This window comes from Paenibacillus sp. NMA1017 (assembly GCF_058895805.1).
On sequence record NZ_JBZXYR010000013.1, the window covers coordinates 1 to 22,388 of the forward strand.

A 22,388-nucleotide genomic window follows, 5' to 3' on the forward strand; every position below is an offset into this window, starting at 1 on the left:
GTACGGTCCGACCGAAACCACGGTAGATGCGACTGCTTATACGATTGAAGATGTAGAGTCCCTGAACGCACTGCTGGAAAAAGGGGAGCACACGGTATCCATCGGAACGCCGATCGCGAACCAATCTGTGTACATCCTGAACAGCCAGCAGCAGCTGGTGCCGATCGGTATCGCAGGTGAGCTTTATATCGGGGGTGCAGGCGTGGGACGAGGATACCTGAACCTGCCGGAGCTGACGGCAGAGAAGTTTGTCCCGAATCCGTTCGCTGATGCGGCAGCAGCCGATCAAGCGGACAGCACTCACGCACACCGGATGTACCGAACGGGCGACTTGGCACGGTGGATGCCAGACGGCAGCATTGAGTATTTGGGCCGGATCGACCACCAGGTGAAAATCCGGGGCTACCGGATCGAGCTGGGCGAGGTGGAAGCGCAGTTGCTGACCGTGGACGGCATTCAGAAAGCCGTGGTCACAGCATGGGAAAACGAAGACGGACACAAGGACCTGTGTGCCTATATCATAGCTTCAGAGTCCCTGAGTTTGCCGGAGCTGCGGAATGCGCTGCAGCCGAAGCTGCCGGATTACATGATCCCGACGTATGTGGTACAACTGGATCGGTTCCCGCTGACACCGAACGGGAAAATCGACCGCAAGGCGTTGCCAGCACCAGAAGCACGCCTCGAAGGAGGCCTGGAGTACGTTGCACCGCGGACGTCGCTGGAAGCCAAGCTAGCCCAAATCTGGCAGGATGTTTTGAAGCTGTCCAGCGTAGGAGTCACCGACTCATTCTTTGACGTGGGTGGGCACTCCCTGCGGGCAACGACGCTGGTGGCCAAAATCCATCAGGAACTGGACAGCCGAATTACGCTGCGTGAGGTGTTCCAACACTTTACGATTGAGCAGCAAGCCCAGCTCATCGCTACGCACGGCACAGACACCTACACGATGATCCCTGCGGCGGCGAAACAGGCGTACTACCCGGTTTCCTCGGCTCAAAAACGACTGTACATTTTGAGCCATCTGGAAGGTGGGGATCTCAGCTACAATATGCCGGGGGTATTAATCGTGGAGGGACCGCTTCAGGCCGATCGGCTGGAGGATGCGTTCCGTCAGTTAGTGGCCCGTCATGAAACGCTGCGGACATCCTTTGAAATGGTGGAAGGCGAGGTTGTTCAGCGGGTGTACGATCAAGTGGAATTTGCAGTAGAGCACCTGCAGGCCAGGGAATCCGAAGCCGAAGCTTATATCGAGTCCTTTGTACGCAGCTTTGACCTTCGCCAGGCACCACTGCTGCGTGTCCGCCTCATTCAAACCGGACCAGAGCGCCACCTCCTGATGTACGACATGCACCATATTATTTCAGACGGTGTATCGTCTAACAATATCGTGCAGGAGCTGGTACAACTGTACGAAGGGCAGGAATTGGAGCCGTTGCAAATTCAGTACAAGGACTACGCCGTGTGGCAGCAACAGGAGACGCAGCGTGAATCATACCAACGCCGGGAACACTTCTGGCTGGAGCATTTAGCCGGAGAATTGCCGGTACTGGATTTGCCAATTGCTTATCCTAGACCTGCTGTGCGCAGCTTCGAGGGTGCGATGTATGAATTTACAGTGGACGCGAATGTATCCGAGCAACTGCGCCGAATTGCGGCACAGACCGGAAGCACGCTGTACATGGTGCTGTTGAGCGCCTACACCGTTCTGCTGTCCAAATACAGCGGTCAGGACGATTTGATTATCGGTACGCCGGTAGCAGGCCGCTTGTTGCCTGAGCTGGAGCCACTGATCGGAATGTTCGTCAACACGCTAGCCATCCGGCATCAGCCGAGAGGCAACCAAACGTTCCACAGCTACTTGCAGGAAGCCAGAGATCGTACGCTGCAAGCCTTCGAGCATCAGGATTATCCACTGGAAGAGTTGGTGGAAAAGCTGGATGTAGCACGGGATGCAAGCCGTAACCCATTGTTTGACACTATGTTTGTACTGGAAAATACAGAGTCGCCGGAAGCACAGCTTGAAACGCTGTCCTTCAGTCCGTATGTTCAGGAGCATCGTATTTCCAAATTCGATTTGACCTTGTCCATGAGTGATGAAGATGGGGAGATCAAGGGTTCGTTTGAATATTGCACGAAGCTATTTGGGGCCGACGCTATTGAGAGATTAACCAGAGATTTGATAGCGATCCTGTCCCAGATTGGAATCAATCCAGATTTGCTGTTAAGCGATATTCAGGTGAACTCAGACGAGCAGCCGGAAGGTTTTTCACCGGATTCCATCGACTTTGTTTTTTAAAATCAGTTTCTAAATCAGTTTCTAAATCAGTTTTCTAAATGCAATGATTTCACTTTGCGTGTGCAGAGGGCGGCGGCTTGTCCGACTGCCCTTGCCTGCAAAGTATTCTTTTTCTCACACAACGCTCATGTACGTAACAACGCACCATCCAACCGGGGGAACAGGCCCCGAGAAGCAGGAGGGATGTCATTGAAAGCCTTATTTGAGAAGGAAAAAAATTACTGGAGTCATAAGCTGGAATCTGAGGATCATATCATCTGTCTTCCATATACTAACAACGTGTCCAAAAGTACAACTGTAACGAGTTTAAATTCCCATACGTACACGCTCACATTTCCATCTGAAATTTCCCAAAGAATATCATCTATAACAGGTGGCGCTCCATGGGCCGTGTTTATGGTTCTGCTTGCTGGAGTAGAGAGCTTATTGTATAAATACACAGGTGAGGAACGTGTGCTGCTGGGCATCCCGGTAGCCAAGTCTGGCAACGGTACTACAAAGCCGATCAACCATCTGCTTTTATTGAAAAATACGCTGGATTCCAGCACAACCTTCAAAGCCTTGCTGTCTCAAATCAAAACCTCTGTCGGCGAAGCAATTGAACATCAAAACATTCCTTTTTGGAACTATTCTGAATTACTTGACATTCAACGTAATGAGAATGGAAAGCCTCTTATTCACACCACAGTATCCTTGCGAAATATTCATATTTCTGATTTTTTGAATCATGTACAATCTGAACTAGATTTCCAGTTTCAATGGGAAAAAGAAGCGGTCTCCCTAAACGTAAAGTATAGTAGCGACCGTTATAGCGAGACGACGATTGAGCACTTTGTTGAGCAGCTTCTGCGGCTGTACACTATTGTTTTGCAGCAGCCAGAGTTGGCGATTTCCACAACACAAGTGCTGTCAGAGCAAGAAGTAGAGCAGCTGATTCATACCTTTAACGATACAACTGTGGATTATCCACGTCATGCGTCTATTCATGAATTGTTCGAGAAACAGGCGAAGCAGGCACCACAGCAGGTGGCGGTAGTGTGTGGGCAAGATAGCCTAACCTATGCAGAATTGAATGAAAAGGCCAACCGACTGGCTCATTCTTTGCGTAAGCAGGGAATCCGCACCGAGCAGACGGTCGGCATTGTAGCTGAACGCTCGATGGAGATGATTGTCGGTATGCTCGGAATTCTCAAAGCAGGTGGAGCGTATGTACCCATTGATTCTGATTACCCGGATGAGCGTGTACGCTATTTGCTGAAGGATTCCGGTGCGGACATACTGCTCGTGCAGCGAATGGAACATCAGCCCCCTGATTTTAAGGGAATGGTGCTTGACCTTAGCGATGCCGCAATTTATGGAACGGATGATGCTGATCGTTACGATCCCATTTTGCCGAATAATCACGGGACGAATACTGATCCGGGATACGTGGACTGCCTAGATCCGTTCTACTCTATTTCCGCCAGTCCCGAACTTGCTTCTACGACAACCATACAACCAGAAACCATGCAGCCAACAGCTACGCATTCAGAACAAGCAGAACAAATACAGCAGGCTTATGCAGCTGGAGAACAATCGAAGGAGAACACAGCTGGTCGCTTGGCCTATATCATGTATACCTCAGGGACTACAGGCCAACCCAAAGGGGTTATGGTGGAGCACCGTAATGTCGTGCGTTTGGTGAAAAACACAAACTATGCACGCTTGAATGCCGACACGCGCATTTTGCAGACCGGGTCTGTTGTCTTTGACGCGTCCACCTTCGAAATTTGGGGTGCGCTATTGAACGGTGGGCAGCTGGTGCTGGTGAGTCAGGATGTTATTTTGGACGCACCCAAGCTCAAGGAAGTTGTCCGCAATCACAGCATTACCACGATGTGGCTGACCGCACCACTCTTTAATCAGCTATCCCAGCAGGACTTGGAACTATTTGAGGGGATGCGGGAGCTATTGGTTGGTGGTGATGTGCTGTCTGTACCGCACATTAACCGGGTATTGGAGGCCCATCCGAATCTACATATCATTAACGGCTACGGTCCGACGGAAAATACGACCTTTTCCACCACACAAGCCATTACTGGCGTTCAATCGGCATCTGTGCCCATTGGCAGCCCGATCCATAACTCGACGGCATATGTCGTGGACGGTTCGATGCAGCTCCAGCCTGTTGGAGCGTGGGGGGAACTGATCGTCGGCGGTGACGGGGTGGCTCGTGGATACCGCAACCGCCCAGAACTGACGACCGAAAAGTTCATCAACAGCCCGTTCCGTGGCGGTGAACGCTGCTATCGTACAGGGGACCTGGTACGTTGGAATGTAGACGGGACGCTGGAATATAAGGGACGGATCGACGAGCAGGTGAAAATTCGAGGCTACCGGATTGAGCTGGGCGAGGTGGAAGCACAGCTGTTAAAGCTGGAGGCAGTCCGAGAAGCTGTTGTAATTGCACATGAAGATGAGCAGGGGCAAAAGCTGCTCTGCGCATATGTGGTCACCCAAACGGAAGTAGCGACAAGTGAGCTGCGTAGTGCTTTGAGCCAGGAGCTACCGGTCTACATGGTACCGTCGTATTTTGTGCAGCTGGAGCAATTGCCACTGACGCCCAATGGCAAGGTGGATCGCCGAGCGTTGCCACAGCCAGAGGGAGGTGTAAGCTCAGGCGCAGAATATGTATCTCCTCAAAATCAATTACAAGCACAACTGGCTAGTATCTGGAAAGATGTGCTGGAGCTTGAGCGCATTGGCATTAAGGATAACTTTTTTGAGGCAGGAGGACATTCCCTGCGGGCGACACATGTCATATCACTCATCTATAAGGAATTGCATAAAAATGTGCAGCTAAAGGATCTGTTCCAGCATCCGACCATTGAACAGCTGGCGCAAGTTATTGAAGCACTGGAGCAAACCACTTATGAATCCATCCCTGTTACGGAGAATAAGCCATTTTATGCGGTCTCTTCGGCTCAAAAACGGATGTATATCCTCAATCAGCTTGATGGAGCGGGAATTAGCTATAACATACCTGGTGTCCTAACTCTGACCGGTTCACTTGATCACAAGGCACTGGATAGCGCGTTCCGTCAGCTTATTGATCGCCATGAAACATTGCGCACAAGTTTTGAGACCATGAACGGTGAACCTGTCCAGCGAGTACATGACGAGGTTCCTTTTCGCATGGAATTGACTAATGCTCACGGAGCTACCCCAAAGGAAACGGATGAGCTGGTACGTAACTTTGTCCAACCATTCGATCTGGGGCAGGCTCCGTTATTCCGAGTTGGTTTGATTGAAACAGACCCAGAGCATCATATTTTGCTCATGGACATGCATCATATCATTTCGGACGGCACCTCTATAAATGTACTAATTCAGGACTTCATTCATTTATACGCAGGCGACACGCTGCCATCGCTACGCATTCAGTATAAAGACTACGCCGCTTGGCAACAGAAGCAGCAGCAAAGTGAACGCTACCGGGAACAGGAAAACTACTGGCTCAATACCTTCGCAGGAGAGCTACCTGTGCTTGATCTACCGACTGATTATCCACGGCCAGCGGTGAGAAGCTTTGAAGGAGATGTGCTGGAATTTACGCTTGACCAACGACAAAGCGAAGGCTTAAAAAGCATTGCGGTGCAGACGGAATCGACATTATATATGGTGCTGTTGGCTGCCTATTCGGCTTTGCTTAGCCATTATAGCGGGCAGGAGGATATTATTGTCGGTTCGCCAATTGCAGGTCGGCCCCATGCGGATCTTGGCAGTCTGATCGGGATGTTCGTGAATACACTGGCAATCCGTAATTATCCAGAAGGCGGGAAAACGTTCCGCGATTATGTGTTGGAGGTCAAGGAAAACGCGTTAAAGGCTTTTGAACATCAGGATTATCCGTTTGAAGAGCTGGTGGAGAAGCTGGGCGTGGATCGAGATTTAAGCCGTAATCCGTTATTTGATACCATGTTTGCACTGCAAAACTTAGAGCAAAAAGAGCAGCAGCTGGCGGGGCTGCAATTGGCATCCTATCCAAGTGAACAAACGACGGCCAAATTTGATTTGAGTCTGTTCGCAGTGGAGGATGGAGAACAAATTTCCTGTGCTCTTCAATACGGAACTCGGCTGTACAAACGGGAAACCATTGAACGACTGACTGAACATTTGCAGCAGCTTATCAATGCGGTTATTCAACAGCCGGATATCGCTCTTTCGGCTATTGAAATGGTTTCGGCCCAAGAAAAAGAGCTGCTTGTGCAGAGATTCAATGATACGGTAGCAGACTATCCGTATCCACGAGATCAAGCACTGCATGTGCTGTTCGAGGAACAGGTAGCGCAATCACCAGATCGGCTGGCCATCACCTTTGCGGACATGCAGCTTACCTACCGCGAGCTGAATGAACGTGCCGACCGTCTGGCCCGCATACTCGCTTCCCATGGGATACGACGCGGGTCCGAGCCAGAGACACAGCGAGTAGGGATTATGGCTGAACGCTCCATTGAAATGGTCGTCGGTATGCTGGCGATTTTGAAGGTCGGAGGGGCTTATGTTCCCATTGATCCCGATTATCCTGAGGAGCGTATCCGTTATTTACTGGAGGACTCCAGTGCTGGGCTGTTACTGTTGCAGCGACGTGAGCAGATGCCTTTTGAACCCGGCATTCCGGTCATCGATTTAAGTGATGAACAGCGATGGAATAGCAAATCTGAATGTGACGCTCAGACGGATGGAACCATTGCGATTACAACAGGGGAATCTTCCTCGGATCTTGCGTATGTGATCTACACCTCTGGTACGACAGGCAAGCCGAAGGGCGTGATGATTGAGCACCGTAATGTCGTGCGCCTAGTGAAAAACAAAAGCTATGCCATGCTTGATGAAAATACACGTATGCTGCAATTGGGCGCAGTTGTGTTCGATGCCTCCACATTTGAAATCTGGGGAACGCTTCTGAACGGGGGACAACTGTATGTGGTAAGTCATGAGACTATTCTGGATGCCTCCAAGCTCAAACAGGCAATTGACAAGTATCGTGTTAACACGATGTTCATGACCACGGCTTTATTCAATCAGTATTCGCAGCAAGAAATTGGAGTGTTTGCGTCCTTGAAGGAGTTGCTCGTGGGTGGTGATGTGTTGTCTGTACCACACGTCAATCGTGTGTTGAAGGAGTACCCGCAGCTTCGTCTGGCCAATATTTATGGGCCGACGGAGAACACCACCTTTTCCACCATCTATGACATTACAGAACCGCAAATCCAGGCTATTCCCATTGGACGTCCAATTGATCACTCGACCGCTTATGTAGTCAATCGTTCGTTGAAGCTGCAACCTATCGGAGCCTGGGGAGAGCTGATCGTCGGTGGTGATGGTGTTGGGCGTGGATATCTGAATCGGCCCGAGCTTACGGCGGAAAAATTTATTGAAAGTCCATTCCAGTCTGGAGAATATTGCTATCGTACAGGGGACTTAGTGCGTTGGCGTGCTGATGGTGTACTGGAGTACAAGGGAAGAATGGATGAACAGGTCAAAATTCGCGGCTACCGCATTGAACTGGGTGAAATTGAAACCCGTTTGTCCACGATTCCAGGTGTGAAGGAATCGGTTGTTACCGTGCGGCAGGATGATCACGGACAAAAACAGCTGTGTGCCTATTTTGCGACAGACAGCGAACTGAGCGCCAGCGACTTACGTAACATTTTGTCGCAGGATCTGCCTGGCTATATGGTGCCGTCCTACTTTGTGCAGCTCTCCAGACTGCCTTTGACGCTGAATGGCAAAGTAGACCGCAGGGCACTGCCCACACCTGAGCACAATCTCGATACAGGTATGGATTATGTGGCACCCGAGACGGATGTCCAACAGGCACTGGCTACAGCTTGGGGAGCCATTCTTGGTATCCCGAAAGTCGGAATACAGGATAACTTTTTCCATTTGGGTGGTGACTCCATCAAGGCCATCCAAGTATCGTCCCGCTTGTTTCAGGCTGGATACAAGCTGGAAATGAAGGACTTGTTCAAATACCCGACAATTGCGGGACTAAGCACATATATTCAGCCTGTTAACCGAATAGCCGAGCAGGGCGAGGTTACAGGAAATGTAGTGCTTACACCGATTCAGCGCTGGTTTTTTGAACAGCCAACGGGAGAACCACACTATTTTAACCAATCTGTTATGCTCTATCGGCAGAAAGGCTATGACGAACAGGCACTACGGCGGGCGCTCCATCAGATTACTTCGCACCATGATGCATTGCGTATGGTTTTTAGTTTGTCGGAGAACGGATGTACAGCATGGAACCGCAGTGTAGAGGAAGGCGAACCGTACCATCTGGAATGCTTTGACTATAATGACAGCGATGTAAACAAGCAAGATTTGGCGAAGATAATTGAAGCGAAATGCAATGAAATTCAATCTGGTATTTCCCTAAGCGAAGGTCCGCTGATGAGACTGGGGCTGTTCCGTTGCCCGGATGGGGATCATCTGCTGGTCGCGATTCATCATTTGGTGGTAGATGGAGTGTCCTGGCGCATCCTATTTGAGGATTTGGCGACAGCTTATGAGCAAGCCTCCAAGGGTGAACAGGTGATTCAGTTACCTCACAAGACGGATTCGTTCCAAACGTGGGCCGAAAAGCTGCACACCTATGCCAACAGCCCAGCTATGGAAAGTGAGCGGGTGTATTGGGAGGAGCTTGCAAAAGCGGAACTGGCTCCTTTGCCGCAGGATTACGGACATAACGAGCACGATAAGCCATTGATTGGCGATAGTGAATCGGTTACTGCTTTATGGACAAATGCAGAGACAGAGCAACTGCTCAAGCAGGCCAATCGTGCCTACCGTACAGAAATTAATGACCTGTTGCTGACTGCGGTAGGAATGGCGTTACAAGCATGGAGCGGAATTGATCGTTTCCTGATTAATCTGGAGGGACATGGACGTGAAGCCATTTTACCAGAGGTGGACATTACCCGGACGATAGGGTGGTTTACAAGCCAATATCCTGTTTTGCTCGATATGCCGGAAGAACTGGCACTTTCGCAACGGATTAAGCGTGTGAAGGAAGGACTGCGCGGCATCCCGCAAAAAGGGATTGGCTACGGTGTACTGAAATATTTAGCCGACCGTCAGACACAGGCACCGGAGGCATCTCCAGCCCTATTTACGACAGATCCCGAAATCAGCTTTAACTATTTGGGACAGTTCGATCAGGATATGAAAGGGAACGACTTGCATTCATCCTCATATGAGGGTGGGATGCCGCTAAGCCCGACCATGGCTCGGACGTATACGCTGGATTTTGGCGGCATCATTTCGGGAGGCCAACTGGGTCTGACGATTAGCTATAGCCGTACCAGCTATAGACCGGAGACGATCGAGCGATTGGCGAAATTACTGGAATCGAGCCTGCGTGAAATTTTGGCACATTGCATCCATAAAGAACACCCTGAGCTGACCCCAAGTGATATTTCCTATAAAGGAATGAGTGTGGAGGGCTTGGACAGCCTGTTATCTGAAATGGGTGCTGCGGGTGAGATCGACAATGTATATGCACTGACCCCCATGCAGAAAGGGATGCTGTTTCACAGTCAGCTAGATAGTCAAGCAGCTGCGAATGACGCGTATTTTGAGCAGGTTTCTTATGATATGCGAGGTCAGATGGACATTCGGGCTTTTGCAGAAAGCCTGAATATTCTGGTTCGGCGACATGAGGCGTTGCGTACACATTTTTATTTTGGCAGAGATACGGAACCGTTGCAGGTGGTGTATCGAAATCGGGATTGCGGCTTTCAATATGAAGATTTACACCATCTGGATGAGGATGAAATAGATACCTGGGTGAAAAATTTCAAGCTACAAGATAAAGCACGAGGCTTTGATCTGCGTCGGGATGTCCTGCTGCGTGTAGCGATTTTACGTACCCGAGAAGACAGCTATCATTTTGTATGGAGCTTCCATCATATCGTCATGGACGGCTGGTGCCTGTCCCTTATAAATAAAGAAGTGTTTGAAAGCTATGCAGCACTTCAGGAAGGCAGAGTACCAGAACTGGCACCGGCAGTGCCGTACAGCCGCTTTATTGAATGGCTGGAAGCACAGGATCGCAAGGCGGCAACCGACTACTGGAGCAGCTATTTATCCGGATATGAGCAGCAAACAGCATTACCAGCTGTAAAATCCGGTCGCAAGAGTGGAGGCAACACGGCTAGTGATTGGGTGACGGTTTTGGAACGTGAGTTGACCCTCCGGGTGGAGGAGACGGCTAAGCGATATCAAGTGACCATGAATACGTTACTACAAACCGCATGGGGGATTGTGCTGCAAAAATATAACAACCACAGTGATGTCGTATTTGGCAGTGTCGTCTCAGGCCGTCCATCGGATATTATCGGGGTAGAGGATATTATCGGCTTGTTCATTAATACCATTCCCGTTCGCATCCTTAGTGAGACAGGGGAATCTTTTGCAGAAGTTATGAAGAAAACACAGGAGCAGGCGCTGGCTTCTCATGCGTATGATACGTATCCACTGTTTGAGATTCAGGCATTGACCGATCAGAAACAGGATTTAATTAACCATATTATGGTGTTTGAAAATTATCCGGTAGATGAGCAGGTCGAAGAACTGGGAAGTGACGGGCAGGATACATTCCCGATTTCCAACGTGGTGGCTGCAGAGCAGACTAACTATGATTTGAGCCTAGTCGTTATGCCGGGAGAATGTATCAAGATTCGTTTTATGTATAATGCGTTAAGTTATGATCAAATAGGCATTGAGCGTCTGCATGGGCATTTTGTGAATCTGTTGGAGCAAGTTTTGCTTAACCCGAATGTTTGCGTAGAAGAGCTGGAACTCGTTACAGCGGCGGAAAAACAACAAATTACAGGAGAGTTTAATGACACTGCCTCTGCATATCCAAGCAATCACACGATCCAAAAACTGTTTGAGGAGCAGGCAGAGCGCACGCCGGATCATATTGCTGTAGCTTTGGGTCATCAATCATTGACCTATCGGGAACTCAATGAGACAGCCAACCGTTTAGCGCATACGCTGCGTGACGCAGGGGTGAAACCCGATGAACCTGTTGGCATTTTGACGGAGCGCTCACTGGATATGATTACGGGAACACTCGCTATTTTGAAGGCAGGAGGCGCGTATGTGCCGGTAGACCCTCAATATCCGGAGGACCGTATCCGTTATATGCTGGAGGACTCGGGAGCCAAGCTGTTGCTGGCTCAACAAGATTTGCTGGATCGTTGCTATTTTGACGGACAGATTGTCAATTTGAATGAGGATACGTCCTACAGTGCAGATGCTTCCAATCTGGGTATAGATGGAGCGGGTAATCATGCTGCTTATGTCATTTATACCTCAGGCTCAACAGGTAAGCCTAAGGGTGTCGTTGTTGAGCATCAAAGTGTCGTGCGCCTTGTCCGCAATACGGATTATGTGCCATTTGATGAATCGACCCGAATGCTGCAGACTTGCGCCTTTGTATTTGATGTATCTACGTTTGAAATTTGGGGCGCGTTGCTGAACGGCGGTCAGCTTGTTCTTGTGCATAAGGATGATCTATTAGATGCGGCCAAACTTAAAGAGACGATACGGGATCATCGCGTCACCATGATGTGGCTGACCACACCGTTATTTAATCAGCTTTCACAGCAGGATAGTAAACTTTTCGGCGCTGTGAAGTATTTGCTGGTTGGTGGTGATGTTTTGTCTGCACCCCATATTAACCGGGTCCTGCGCGATAATCCGGACATGAACATCATTAACGGCTATGGGCCAACGGAAAATACAACTTTTTCGACGACGTATCACATTACGGAAGAACAACTGGATTCGGTGCCGATCGGACGCCCTATCCGCAATTCGACGGCGTATGTTGTAGATTCGTCATTTAACCTGCAACCGGTCGGAGCTTGGGGTGAGCTGGTTGTCGGCGGAGACGGAGTTGCACGTGGTTATCTGAACCGTCCTGAGCTGACGGCTGAGAGATTTCTTGCTAACCCGTGGGTGGACGGAGATCGCCTGTACTGCACGGGAGACCTTGTTCGCTGGCGTGAAGACGGCATACTGGAATATGCTGGACGGATTGATCAACAGGTTAAAATTCGCGGTTACCGGATTGAGCTGGGCGAGGTGGAGGCACGGCTGGCAAGTGTACCGTCCGTGCGGGATAGTGTTGTTATCGCTTTGCGGGATGGAGCGGGTCAGCAGCAATTATGTGCTTACTTCACTGCCGATGAACAGCTGACCATTCGTGAGATTCGAGCTGCGATGTCGGTCAGTCTGCCGAGCTATATGATTCCATCCGCATTTGTACAGCTGGATCGGTTTCCGCTGACGACCAACGGCAAAATCGACCGCAAAGCTTTACCTGTGCCGGACAAAGGGCTGCACACGGGTATAGAATATGTCGCACCGCGAACCGATGTGGAGCAGTTGCTGGCAGCCATTTGGCAGGAAGTGCTTGAAATTCCACAAGTGGGTATCCACGATGACTTTTTCACGTTGGGCGGACATTCCTTGAAAGTATTGGAGCTTATACGCAAAGTTCACCTTGCCACAGACATTGAGCTTCCCATCCGAAGTGTTATGGACTTCCCGACTATAGAAGAGCAGGCGCTCATATTATTGAAAGCCGATCTGGAATATAAGGCCGATAGTCCAATCATTCGGTTGAATGAACACGGTCCGATCTCGATCTTCTGCTTTCCTCCTATGCTTGGATACGGGCTGTCGTTCGCGGAGCTGGCGAAACAACTGGATCAAGACGCAGTCGTGTATGGATTGGAGTTCGTGGATGATGCTGCGGATGAGCAGGCCATGCTGGCACGTTACGTTGATTTGATCGTCAGCACGCAAGCGCAAGGTCCGTATGTGCTGCTTGGTTATTCCATAGGTGGTAATCTGGCGCATAAGGTTGCTGACACACTGGAACGTCAAGGTCATGCTGTATCCGATATTTTTATGCTCGATTCGGTCAAAAGGACGGAAGCCCTGCCCTACACAGTTGAAGAAACAGAGCACGAAATTCATGACATGCTGGAACAGGTTCCCGAATCCTATCGTGAGCTGTTGAATGAAACGTACAAGCGTAAAATGATCGCTTACGCGGTGTATGGCAACCAGCTTGTGAATACAGAGAGCGTTCAAGCGAATATTCACGGCTTTGTCGCCGTTGGATCGGAAACGGTGAAGGGTACCGGAGATAATCGACTTTTATGGAAAGACGCTACACAAGGTAGCTATGAAGAGCATAGCTTGATTGGTAATCACTATGAAATGCTGGAACCCGGATTTATCGAGGAAAATGTAAGAGGCATCCGTGCCGCAATACAAAAGATAACTCGGAACACGGACAAAGACATGACACAAGATTTGGCACATCATAAATCTTGAAAATCTATGGTCGATGATGTAACGAACTGAATCACTAATTTTTAATCTGTAACACATGAATCCTGATCGACAGGTAAGAAGCCTTCTGCTTACGCGACTCGATCAGGATTCGCTTTATTATGTGCACTCCCGCGATGGGAAGTGCGATGATTCCATAGCGCCATGCTGATGGCTTCCATACGGAGTATAAATATCTGCTCGCTATGCAATCACCGCACGGTTCAAATCATTAAATCAACTTCATACGTAAGGATGGTACTTCAATATGAAGAATAAAGGCATTTGCTACCTATCCGCATTTTTAGCAGCATTGTTTCTCTGGAATCTACTCATTGCTTCGGCATGGGCAACAGACAGCATAACACCTGATTCATTGGAAAAAACAGTGGACGATATCATGGGTACAGAATTGGAAAAATTGCATATTCCGGGGGCGGCGGCTGTCGTGACCCAGGGAACCCAAATTCTTTTTAGTAAAGGGTATGGATATGCAGATCTGGAGCGGAAAGTGGTATTTGATCCAGCGAAGACCATTGTTCGTGTCGGCTCGCTAACCAAATCATTTAGTGCAAGCGCCACGATGCAGCTGGTCGAGCAAAACAAGCTTGATTTGAATGAAGACGTGAACAGCTATCTCCACAGCTATAAAACTACGCAATACCAGAATCAGCCTTTCAATTTGCATCAGCTTTTGACACATACCTCAGGATTAGATGAAGCGCTGTACGACATTAACAGCTCGACTCGGGCAGGCGTTTTGCCTACAGAGCAGTATCTCAGCACGTATTTTCAAAATCAGCCTCCCATCCGCAAACCTGGAATTCAGTATGATTACAGCAATGTCGCCTACGGTCTGATCGGTAATATCGTGGAGCAAGTAAGCGGTCAGGGACTGAATGATTACCTCCGTACACATCTGTTCCAGCCGATGAATATGCCCAGCGCGACGCTGGAATTGCCGTTAAATCATCCGGCACTGGCCCAATCGTATCAGTGGAAGGATGGAGCGTATTTGAAACAGCCTTTGTCATATATCAATCTGCCGGGAGCAGGAGCGTTGAACGTCACACCCAACGAGTTTTCCCATTACCTGATCACTCATTTAAACCAAGGCAAGTATGAGGGCAAAGTGGTGCTCCAGCCACATACGGTAAAAGTGATGCATGCGCAGCAATTTGCAGTCGATGCACGCCTGGATGGCGTGGGCTACGGATTTTTCCGTGGTCATTTGGAGACGGGAGTACCTATGCTGTGGGCTACCGGGGAAATTGATGATTTTATTTCTGAAATGGTATTGATTCCGTCGCAAAAGATCGGTATTTTTGTGATCATTAATTCAGCTGACACGGACACCCTGCTTCATGGAAAAGTCATTCATGCGATAGCCCAGATGCTGCCCTCAGAGCCGCAGGCCGTTTCGCAGTCACTAGCTCGTTCTTCCACCCAAGTGAAGATTTCGCCAGAGATTGAGGGTGTATATCAGGTGGATTCTAATCCTGTTCATGGGGGGGGAAAATGGATTCGGATACTGGGAAACATTACATACACCGTGCGAATTCAAGATGATCATACGTTAATTGTTAAAGGAAAATACCCAAATGAGAATGAAGCAACAGACAAAGTTTTTCAAGCAGCAGGCGATGGATTGTTTGTGGAAAAGGGGGGCCAGCTTAAAATTTTGCTGTATCAGGAAAACGGTACGTGGATGATGGTTGCCCCGGATAGTAAGACCATGAAGCAGACGACACTTTGGCACCGTACCTGGACTCTGCTTGTCAGCTACGCTGCCGCCTCCTTATTTTTCATTACGACCTTGCTGATTTGGATCGTAAGATATGTGATCAGAGATATCCGTAAAACGAATAATCACATTTCGTCTAACCTTGCATTCATTGCGTCACTAAATACGATTTTTCTCGGGGTGCAGGTCATCTATGGTAACAATCAGATCGTGTATGGCTATTCCGCGTGGTATATCTGGGGAATTTGTACGCTGCCACTCATTTCAGCACTCATTGCCGTGTGGGTATTAATCGTGAATGGCGCAAAGCTGATTACAGGGGAAAGAAGAACCCGGGCTGCCGGGAAAATCCTATTTGCGGTACTCACATTGCTACATACGGTGTATCTTTTTTATTGGAATTTCCTTCCTATTCATTATTCCTAAAGATTTACAAAACAATGCATATTCGAACATAAATGAATGCTAAAATTTGTAACTGATGCCCCCAGAGGGTTTTAAACCAACAAATAGGAGGAAAAGAATGGGAATCTTTCGTCGTTTTACATCCCGTAGCTTTAAATACGCAACTGCTATGGTTTTCACTTTATCGTTGTACGCTGGTGTTACGGGCAGCATACAACCTGCACGGGCAGAAGGTCCAGCGGACCCAGCCCCCTTCATTGCAGCGAAAGTGGTCAATGAGAACGCTGGTAAAAAAGTACTGTTTGATAATACCCATGGACAGACAGCTGGCGCAGCAGATTGGGTGATTGATGGTGGATTTTCAGACTTCGGCCAAGCCCTCGCGTTCAATGGCTATGATGTACACGAGCTTCGCCAATCTACGCCTATTACTTACAATGATCTAAAGAATTATGATGTATTTGTTACGGCAGAGCCGAATATTCCTTTTAAACAGAGCGAACAGGCTGCAATGGAGCAGTATGTAAAAGCAGGCAATAGTATTTTTTTCATTGGAGATCATTATAACGCGGACCGCAACAAGAATCGCTGGGACGGATCGGAGAGCATTAATGGCTACCGTCGTGGTGCATGGGAAGACCCTGCGAAAGGAATGAGTGCGGAAGAGAAAAGCTCGGCAGCGATGCAGGACGTGGTCAGCTCAGATTGGCTGGGCAGCCAGTTTGGTGTGCGCTTTCGCTACAACGCATTAGGCGATATCACGGCCAATCAGATTGTCGAGCCAGCGCAGGCGTTTGGCATTACAGCTGGAGTGAGTAATGTCGCAATGCATGCAGGATCAACACTGGCGATTATCGACCCGGCGAAAGCCAAGGGGATCGTATATCTCCCTAAAACCAATCAGGCTTGGGGCAACGCGGTAGATCAGGGCGTGTATAACGGAGGCGGCATTCCCGAAGGACCTTATGCAGCTGTATCGAAAGTAGGACTAGGCAAAGCTGCTTTTATTGGGGACTCGTCTCCTGTCGAAGATGCAACGCCAAAATATTTGCGCGAAGAGACAGGAACCAAGAAGACAACGTATGACGGCTTTAAGGAGCAGGATGACGCCGTGTTGCTGGTCAACATCGTAGACTGGTTGTCCAAGAAGGAGGAGTATACCAGCCTGACGGAAGTGAAAAGCTTACAGCTAGACCAGCCGACGGCATTACTGCCTTTTGAAGAGCCGCAGGCTTCCACGGAGCCACAAGCCGAGCCTTGGTCCGCTCCCGCAGCCGGCTACAAATGGTGGGATCAGCGAACATTCAAGTCGGGGTCCTATGGCGGATCTACAGCTAGCGCGCAGCCTGTGTACAGCATCGTTCGTCAGGAGCAGCTGCCCAATGCACAGCCTTTTCAAATTCGAGTTACTGCCGATCAACTGGCTCCCAATAGCACGATTAGTGGATTCAGCACAGGTATTTATGTAGCAGGAGGCAATCAAGTAGCCCAGATTCAAAATCCGGATGGAAGCTGGCCAACCTCCTACGGCTATAGCGGAACATTTAGTCTGGAGTCCAACGGCAAGGGGCATGCCTATAAGGACTTGACAGTGCGGATCAAGCCGGGAACGAGTGGTTCCGCTAATCTTAGATTGAGGCAAAACGGCAGCAACCTGCTGACCCAATCCGTCGTGCTGGCTGATGTTCCGGCCCAGCCGTTGCCTGAGGAAGGCAATACGGCTCCGGCTCGTATCAGTGTCGCAGAAGCACGGAGTCTCCCGGCTGGCAAAGTCGTGACCTTAGAGGGTGTTGTGACGACAGAACCAGGTGCATTCGGTGGTCAAGCCTTTTACATGCAGGATGAAAGTGGCGGTATTTATGTATATCAGAACCAAAGCGGCTTTCACCAAGGGGATCGAGTAAAGCTTACAGCAAGCTTAGCACTATATAATAGTGAGCTAGAGTTAACCGATCCAGTGGCAATTGAAAAAACGGGAGAAGGCCAACTTCCAGAAGTGGTACAAGTCAGCGAACTGAGTGATGCGAACCAAGGACAGTTGGTTGAGCTTCCTACGGCAATGATTCGTAATGTGATAGACGCGACTCCTGTAGGTTCGTTTGAATTTGATGCAGTATCTGGTGAAGTAAGTCACCATGTGCGCGTCGATGCACGTACAGGCTTAACACGGACATCTTTTCCATATCAAGAAGGACAGCAAGTGAAACTGAAAGGAATTTCGGCGATTTTCAAAGGGAATTATCAGTTAAAACCGCGTGGACTGGATGATTTTTCAGCTCAGGCAGGCGCAGCCTTGCAGGAAGTAGAGCTTTCACTGGATCAAACGACCCTCAACATTGGGGATACGGCAGCGACACATCTCAAGGGTACGCTGACAGATGGCAGCAAAGCAGATTTAAGCCGCGCTTCTGTTCAGTATGTCAGCAGTCATGAATCCGTTTCGTTGGATACGTATGGAGAACTTAAGGCCTTAAAAGAGGGGAGCGCGGAGCTTACAGCCAGCGTCACCTTGGATGGTAAAACGGTCGTATCCAATCCTGTAACCGTTAGAGTCGAAAAGACCTCTGTAGGTGAAGTGCCGGGTAAACCTGTGCTGTCGCATGATAACGGGCAGGACACCGGGCTGAAGGATGGCAACTACAACATCACCATGAATCTGTGGTGGGGTACGAATGGTGATGAACTCAAGTTGTATGAAAACGACAAGCTGATTGGCACCCAATCGTTGCAAGCCGCTTCCCCTGGAGAACAGCATGCAGTCATTCCTATTACAGGCAAGACCAATGGTACCTACACGTACACTGCAGAACTGATCAACGCTTCCGGTAAAACGACCAGCGACCCGTTAACTGTCGAAGTGACCGATGCTTCCCCTGGCATTCCAGTGCTGTCTCATGACAATTGGGACGGTGACGGCACCTACACCCTTACAATGAACATGTGGTGGGGTACGAACGCCACAAAATACAACTTATATGAAAATGGAGAACTGATCGACGCCCAGGATCTGCCGAGCCAAAGCCCGCAGGCCCAAAGTGCAGTCACTAACATACAAAATCAAAAGCCGGGTACATATGAGTATCGGGCCGAGTTAGTCAATGCTTCAGGAGAAGTTTCTAGTCAAACGATAAGTGTAGTGGTAAAGGACCATTAAGTAGAAATGATGGGCGGTTAAAAAGTAAGAGCATCTATTGACCTCGTAAGAGTCTATAGATGCTTTTTTTTTACGGAGCGGGAATTATCATTTTAGGATTGGGTGGGCGAAGCGGAAAGTCCCTCTATATCTGAGGAGCCATAGAAGAACATGGCAACTAGAATCACAATAATGACAACCTCTGCAAAATATTCTCCATCAAACTCACTCACCGCATAAGTCTCCTTTCGCCACTTGTTAATTATTTATTTTCTGTGAAAAGGCTTGTATCACCTGGTCCAGTGTCATATTGCCGTTATCATTTAAAAATTTCACCATATTATCGACATTGGATGGAGTGGATGCTAGTGTTTTGTATTTTCCTGTGAGTCCCAAAAACAATGTTGCTTGTCTGTATAAAGTCACGGAATCGACGTTTAGTTTTCCTGTTAGTAGGAGGGCTGCCACGAGGACCTCCACATTTTTTCCTTGAAGCGCGGAAAAGATAGCCGAATTACTGTTTAATCCATTTTTCTTTTGACCGTTGGGGGGGGATTTGGATTTACGATTCCCGTTCCCATTACCATTCTTTCCTAAGGAAGCCATTGAATCTTCCTCCCGCCATATACTGTTCTTGCCTGATCTTTATGAAAATTCGGGACAAGGACAGCGGCACTGCATGTGCTCATCAAATTACGTTATGATCATACGATATGCAAATAAGAGAGCATTGGTTACTATAAGAATCACCCTGGTTGAAGGTAGTTGGCTACTATTATCCAGTAATTTATTTCGCATGTTGGTCCGATTTAGAGTAAACTACAATAAAGCAAGCCAAATGAGCATTTGCACACTTCCCAAGAGCGTTTCCAATTAGCAATGTTTAGACCGAAACGGTTTAGTCCGTTTATTGTATTTTTGAGCGTTGAAATGGAATTATGCAAAATGCTGAAATAGGAGTTGTAAATAAAATATGTCGAATGAAGAAGTATTGTTGACTAAAGAGGGATTGACCAAGCTGGAGGATGAGCTTAAGGAACTGAAGACCGTAAAACGTAAGGAGCTAGCCGAACGCCTTAAGTTAGCTATCAGCTACGGCGATTTGAAAGAAAATAGTGAGTATCACTCAGCCAAGGACGACCAAGCGTTTATGGAAACCCGCATTCTCATATTGGAGAAGATGCTGACCAAAGCCCGGGTCGTGGACGAGAGTAATTTAGACCTTAGAACCGTTAGTATCGGATCGACTGTCATTCTGAATGACATCGAATTTTCGGAGAAGATGGAATATAAAATTGTAAGTCCTGCTGAGGCGGATGTTCTTGATAACAAAATTTCCTATGAGAGTCCATTAGGCAAGGCACTTTTGGGAAAAGAAGTGGGCAGTATCATTCATGTGGATGCACCCATGGCTGTAATTAAATATGAGCTGCTTGAAATTAAGCTCACATAGTTCATTCCCGATTCCCTTATATGAGGGGGCCGGGATTTTTTATTTCTCGCTGCTTACACACCGTCCCTGTGGAGCACAGTTGCACTCCACATACTGGACAGGATTTTCTTTACTCCGCTATAGCGTACTAAGTTAGTCCGTCATCAGGAAGCCTGCTTGCTCTAATGCAGCGCAGGCATCATTAATTTTATCTTCATCCGAGGCATTCAAGGTGTGCAGGTGAATGCCTCCCGTCAGCTGGGACAAATAAGTGGCCTGGGTGGAGCTGATTTTACGGATAAAATCGTCCACTTCCTTGCGAGTTCCAACCCGGATCGGAGCAGTCAGATCCCCGTATACCGCATGCTCAACAATAACATCCTGCACACTTACACCGTAGTCCACAATCAGCTTTAGTTCCTCTTCTGTCTGTTCAGGTCGATGATTACACACAATAATACGTGAGGCTAAGGGAGTTACCTGACTCGCAGGCTCCATATAAATGTATCCTTGACTCGTTGCAAGGATAGGTTCTTGGCTTGCTTTTAACAGGGAAATATCCTGTACAATTACTTGTCGGGAGACGGAGGATCTGCGCGCCAGTTCGCTCCCGGTCAGTGGTGATTCGCTCTTGAGCCATAACAGCAGCTGTTCGCGGCGATCCGTACCTGACCGTTTTAAAGATTCAGTCAAAGGGATAAGCTCCTTTCTTTTCGATGCGTCAGGTCTGTCAAAATATCTAGCAATACATTTAATTCCTCGATGGTAGTCGTTCTTCCAAAAGAAACACGGATAAATTGTAATGCTTCACGGCCGGATGCCCCAAGCGCCTGTAAGGCAGGCGAAGGATCGTGGTGTCCGGCAGCACATGCGCTTCCAGTTGATATACAGACACCTCTGCGATTACATTCCAGCATAACATATTGTCCCTCGTAACCGTGAAAAAAACATCCTACTATATGATGAAGCACTGCTTTATTTTCGCTTTCCTGTACCACCCAACGTAACGGAATGGATCTTTCCTGAATTTTTGTAATAAAGTGTCTTCTCAGGGTAGTATATCGCTCCTGATGCGACTCCATCTGTTCGGTCATCATTTCTGCGGCCGCGACAAAGGCTGCAATCCCGGGAACATTAACCGTTCCAGGACGAAATCCGTTTTCATGTAGTGTATCAGGGTACACGGGACGCCACGGGGTTCCGGGTTTGAGATATGCAGCACCGATACCTTTGGGGCCATACACTTTGTGGCTCGATACAGAGAGTGCATCTACTCCCATGGCTTCTACATCTACGAGAATATTCCCAAATGTCTGTACCGCATCACTGTGCAGCAAAATACCCCGTTCGCGTAGCAGGGGAGATAAGGCAGCAAGGTCCTGAACCAGTCCCGTTTCCGAATTAGCGTGTTGTACGGAGACAAGTCCGGTGTCTTCTCTCAGGTGAGGTAAAAGAGCTTCTCGAGTCATTCGTCCTTCCCGATCCGGTTGCACAATGGTCAGTTCATAGCCCTGACGTTCCAGCAAAGTAGCAAGGTTGTACATTGAGTGATGTTCCAAAGCGCTCATGATCCAATGCTTTTTATGCTGCGGCAACCCGTTCAGGATCGATTGCACAATCAACATATTGGATTCTGTTCCCCCTGTTGTAAAATAGATGCCTTCCTTTTGCCCGCCAATCATATTTGCTATTCGTTGCCTGCTGTAATCCAGCGTGTAGGCTGCTTGACCGCCCGCATCATGAAGGCTACTGGCATTTCCGAACATTTCCTTATTCAATACGTTATACATATTTAAAGCTTCGCCACACATAGGTGTGGAAGCGGCATAGTCCAGATAAATCACACCCAATCCCTCCTGCTTAAAATAATTCCATTCAAAAACTCTTGAGATTATTGTAGGCATGTGTAAATATAAGTGTCAAGACACTTGTAAACATATATGTACACAAAGCGGTTATCTGTTCGTGAGAGCGTGAA

General features: G+C 48.5%; 8 protein-coding genes. 5 read left to right on the plus strand and 3 right to left on the minus strand.

Going from position 1 to position 22,388, the window contains the following annotated elements:
- The 4 genes from AC5ELV_RS22645 to AC5ELV_RS22660 all read left to right on the plus strand — a co-directional run.
- The coding region (locus AC5ELV_RS22645) for a condensation domain-containing protein (protein ID WP_493431974.1) at positions 1 to 2,296 on the plus strand (2,296 nt) is incomplete at its 5' end.
- 189 nt (positions 2,297 to 2,485) lie between these two features.
- A complete protein-coding gene (locus AC5ELV_RS22650) occupies positions 2,486 to 13,699 on the plus strand; it encodes an amino acid adenylation domain-containing protein (RefSeq protein ID WP_493431975.1) in 11,214 nt (3,737 codons plus the stop codon).
- Between the two features lie 265 nt (positions 13,700 to 13,964).
- Complete coding sequence (locus tag AC5ELV_RS22655; protein WP_493431976.1) at positions 13,965 to 15,866, plus strand: serine hydrolase domain-containing protein; 1,902 nt, start codon at positions 13,965 to 13,967, stop codon at positions 15,864 to 15,866.
- Positions 15,867 to 15,963: 97 nt separating this feature from the next.
- Entirely contained in the window at positions 15,964 to 18,999 is a 3,036-nt protein-coding gene (locus AC5ELV_RS22660; RefSeq protein ID WP_493431977.1) for an endonuclease, read from the plus strand.
- A gap of 237 nt (positions 19,000 to 19,236) precedes the next feature.
- Here the strand turns inward: AC5ELV_RS22660 and AC5ELV_RS22665 are convergent, their stop codons facing one another.
- Positions 19,237 to 19,584 carry a hypothetical protein gene (locus AC5ELV_RS22665; protein WP_493431978.1) on the minus strand — a complete coding sequence of 116 codons (348 nt, stop codon included), beginning with the start codon at positions 19,582 to 19,584 and terminating at the stop codon, positions 19,237 to 19,239.
- Positions 19,585 to 19,951: 367 nt separating this feature from the next.
- Between AC5ELV_RS22665 and greA the strand changes: the two genes are divergently transcribed.
- Complete coding sequence (gene greA / locus AC5ELV_RS22670; RefSeq protein ID WP_493431979.1) at positions 19,952 to 20,431, plus strand: transcription elongation factor GreA; 480 nt, start codon at positions 19,952 to 19,954, stop codon at positions 20,429 to 20,431.
- A gap of 132 nt (positions 20,432 to 20,563) precedes the next feature.
- Here greA and AC5ELV_RS22675 read toward each other — a convergent pair whose 3' ends face one another.
- Both AC5ELV_RS22675 and AC5ELV_RS22680 read right to left on the minus strand, forming a co-directional pair.
- A complete protein-coding gene (locus AC5ELV_RS22675; protein WP_493431980.1) occupies positions 20,564 to 21,103 on the minus strand; it encodes a transcription repressor NadR in 540 nt (179 codons plus the stop codon).
- Positions 21,100 to 22,254, minus strand: coding sequence for an IscS subfamily cysteine desulfurase (locus AC5ELV_RS22680; protein ID WP_493431981.1), 1,155 nt, complete (start codon positions 22,252 to 22,254; stop codon positions 21,100 to 21,102). Before AC5ELV_RS22680 ends, AC5ELV_RS22675 begins: the two co-directional genes overlap by 4 nt.
- Between the last annotated feature and the right edge of the window lie 134 nt (positions 22,255 to 22,388).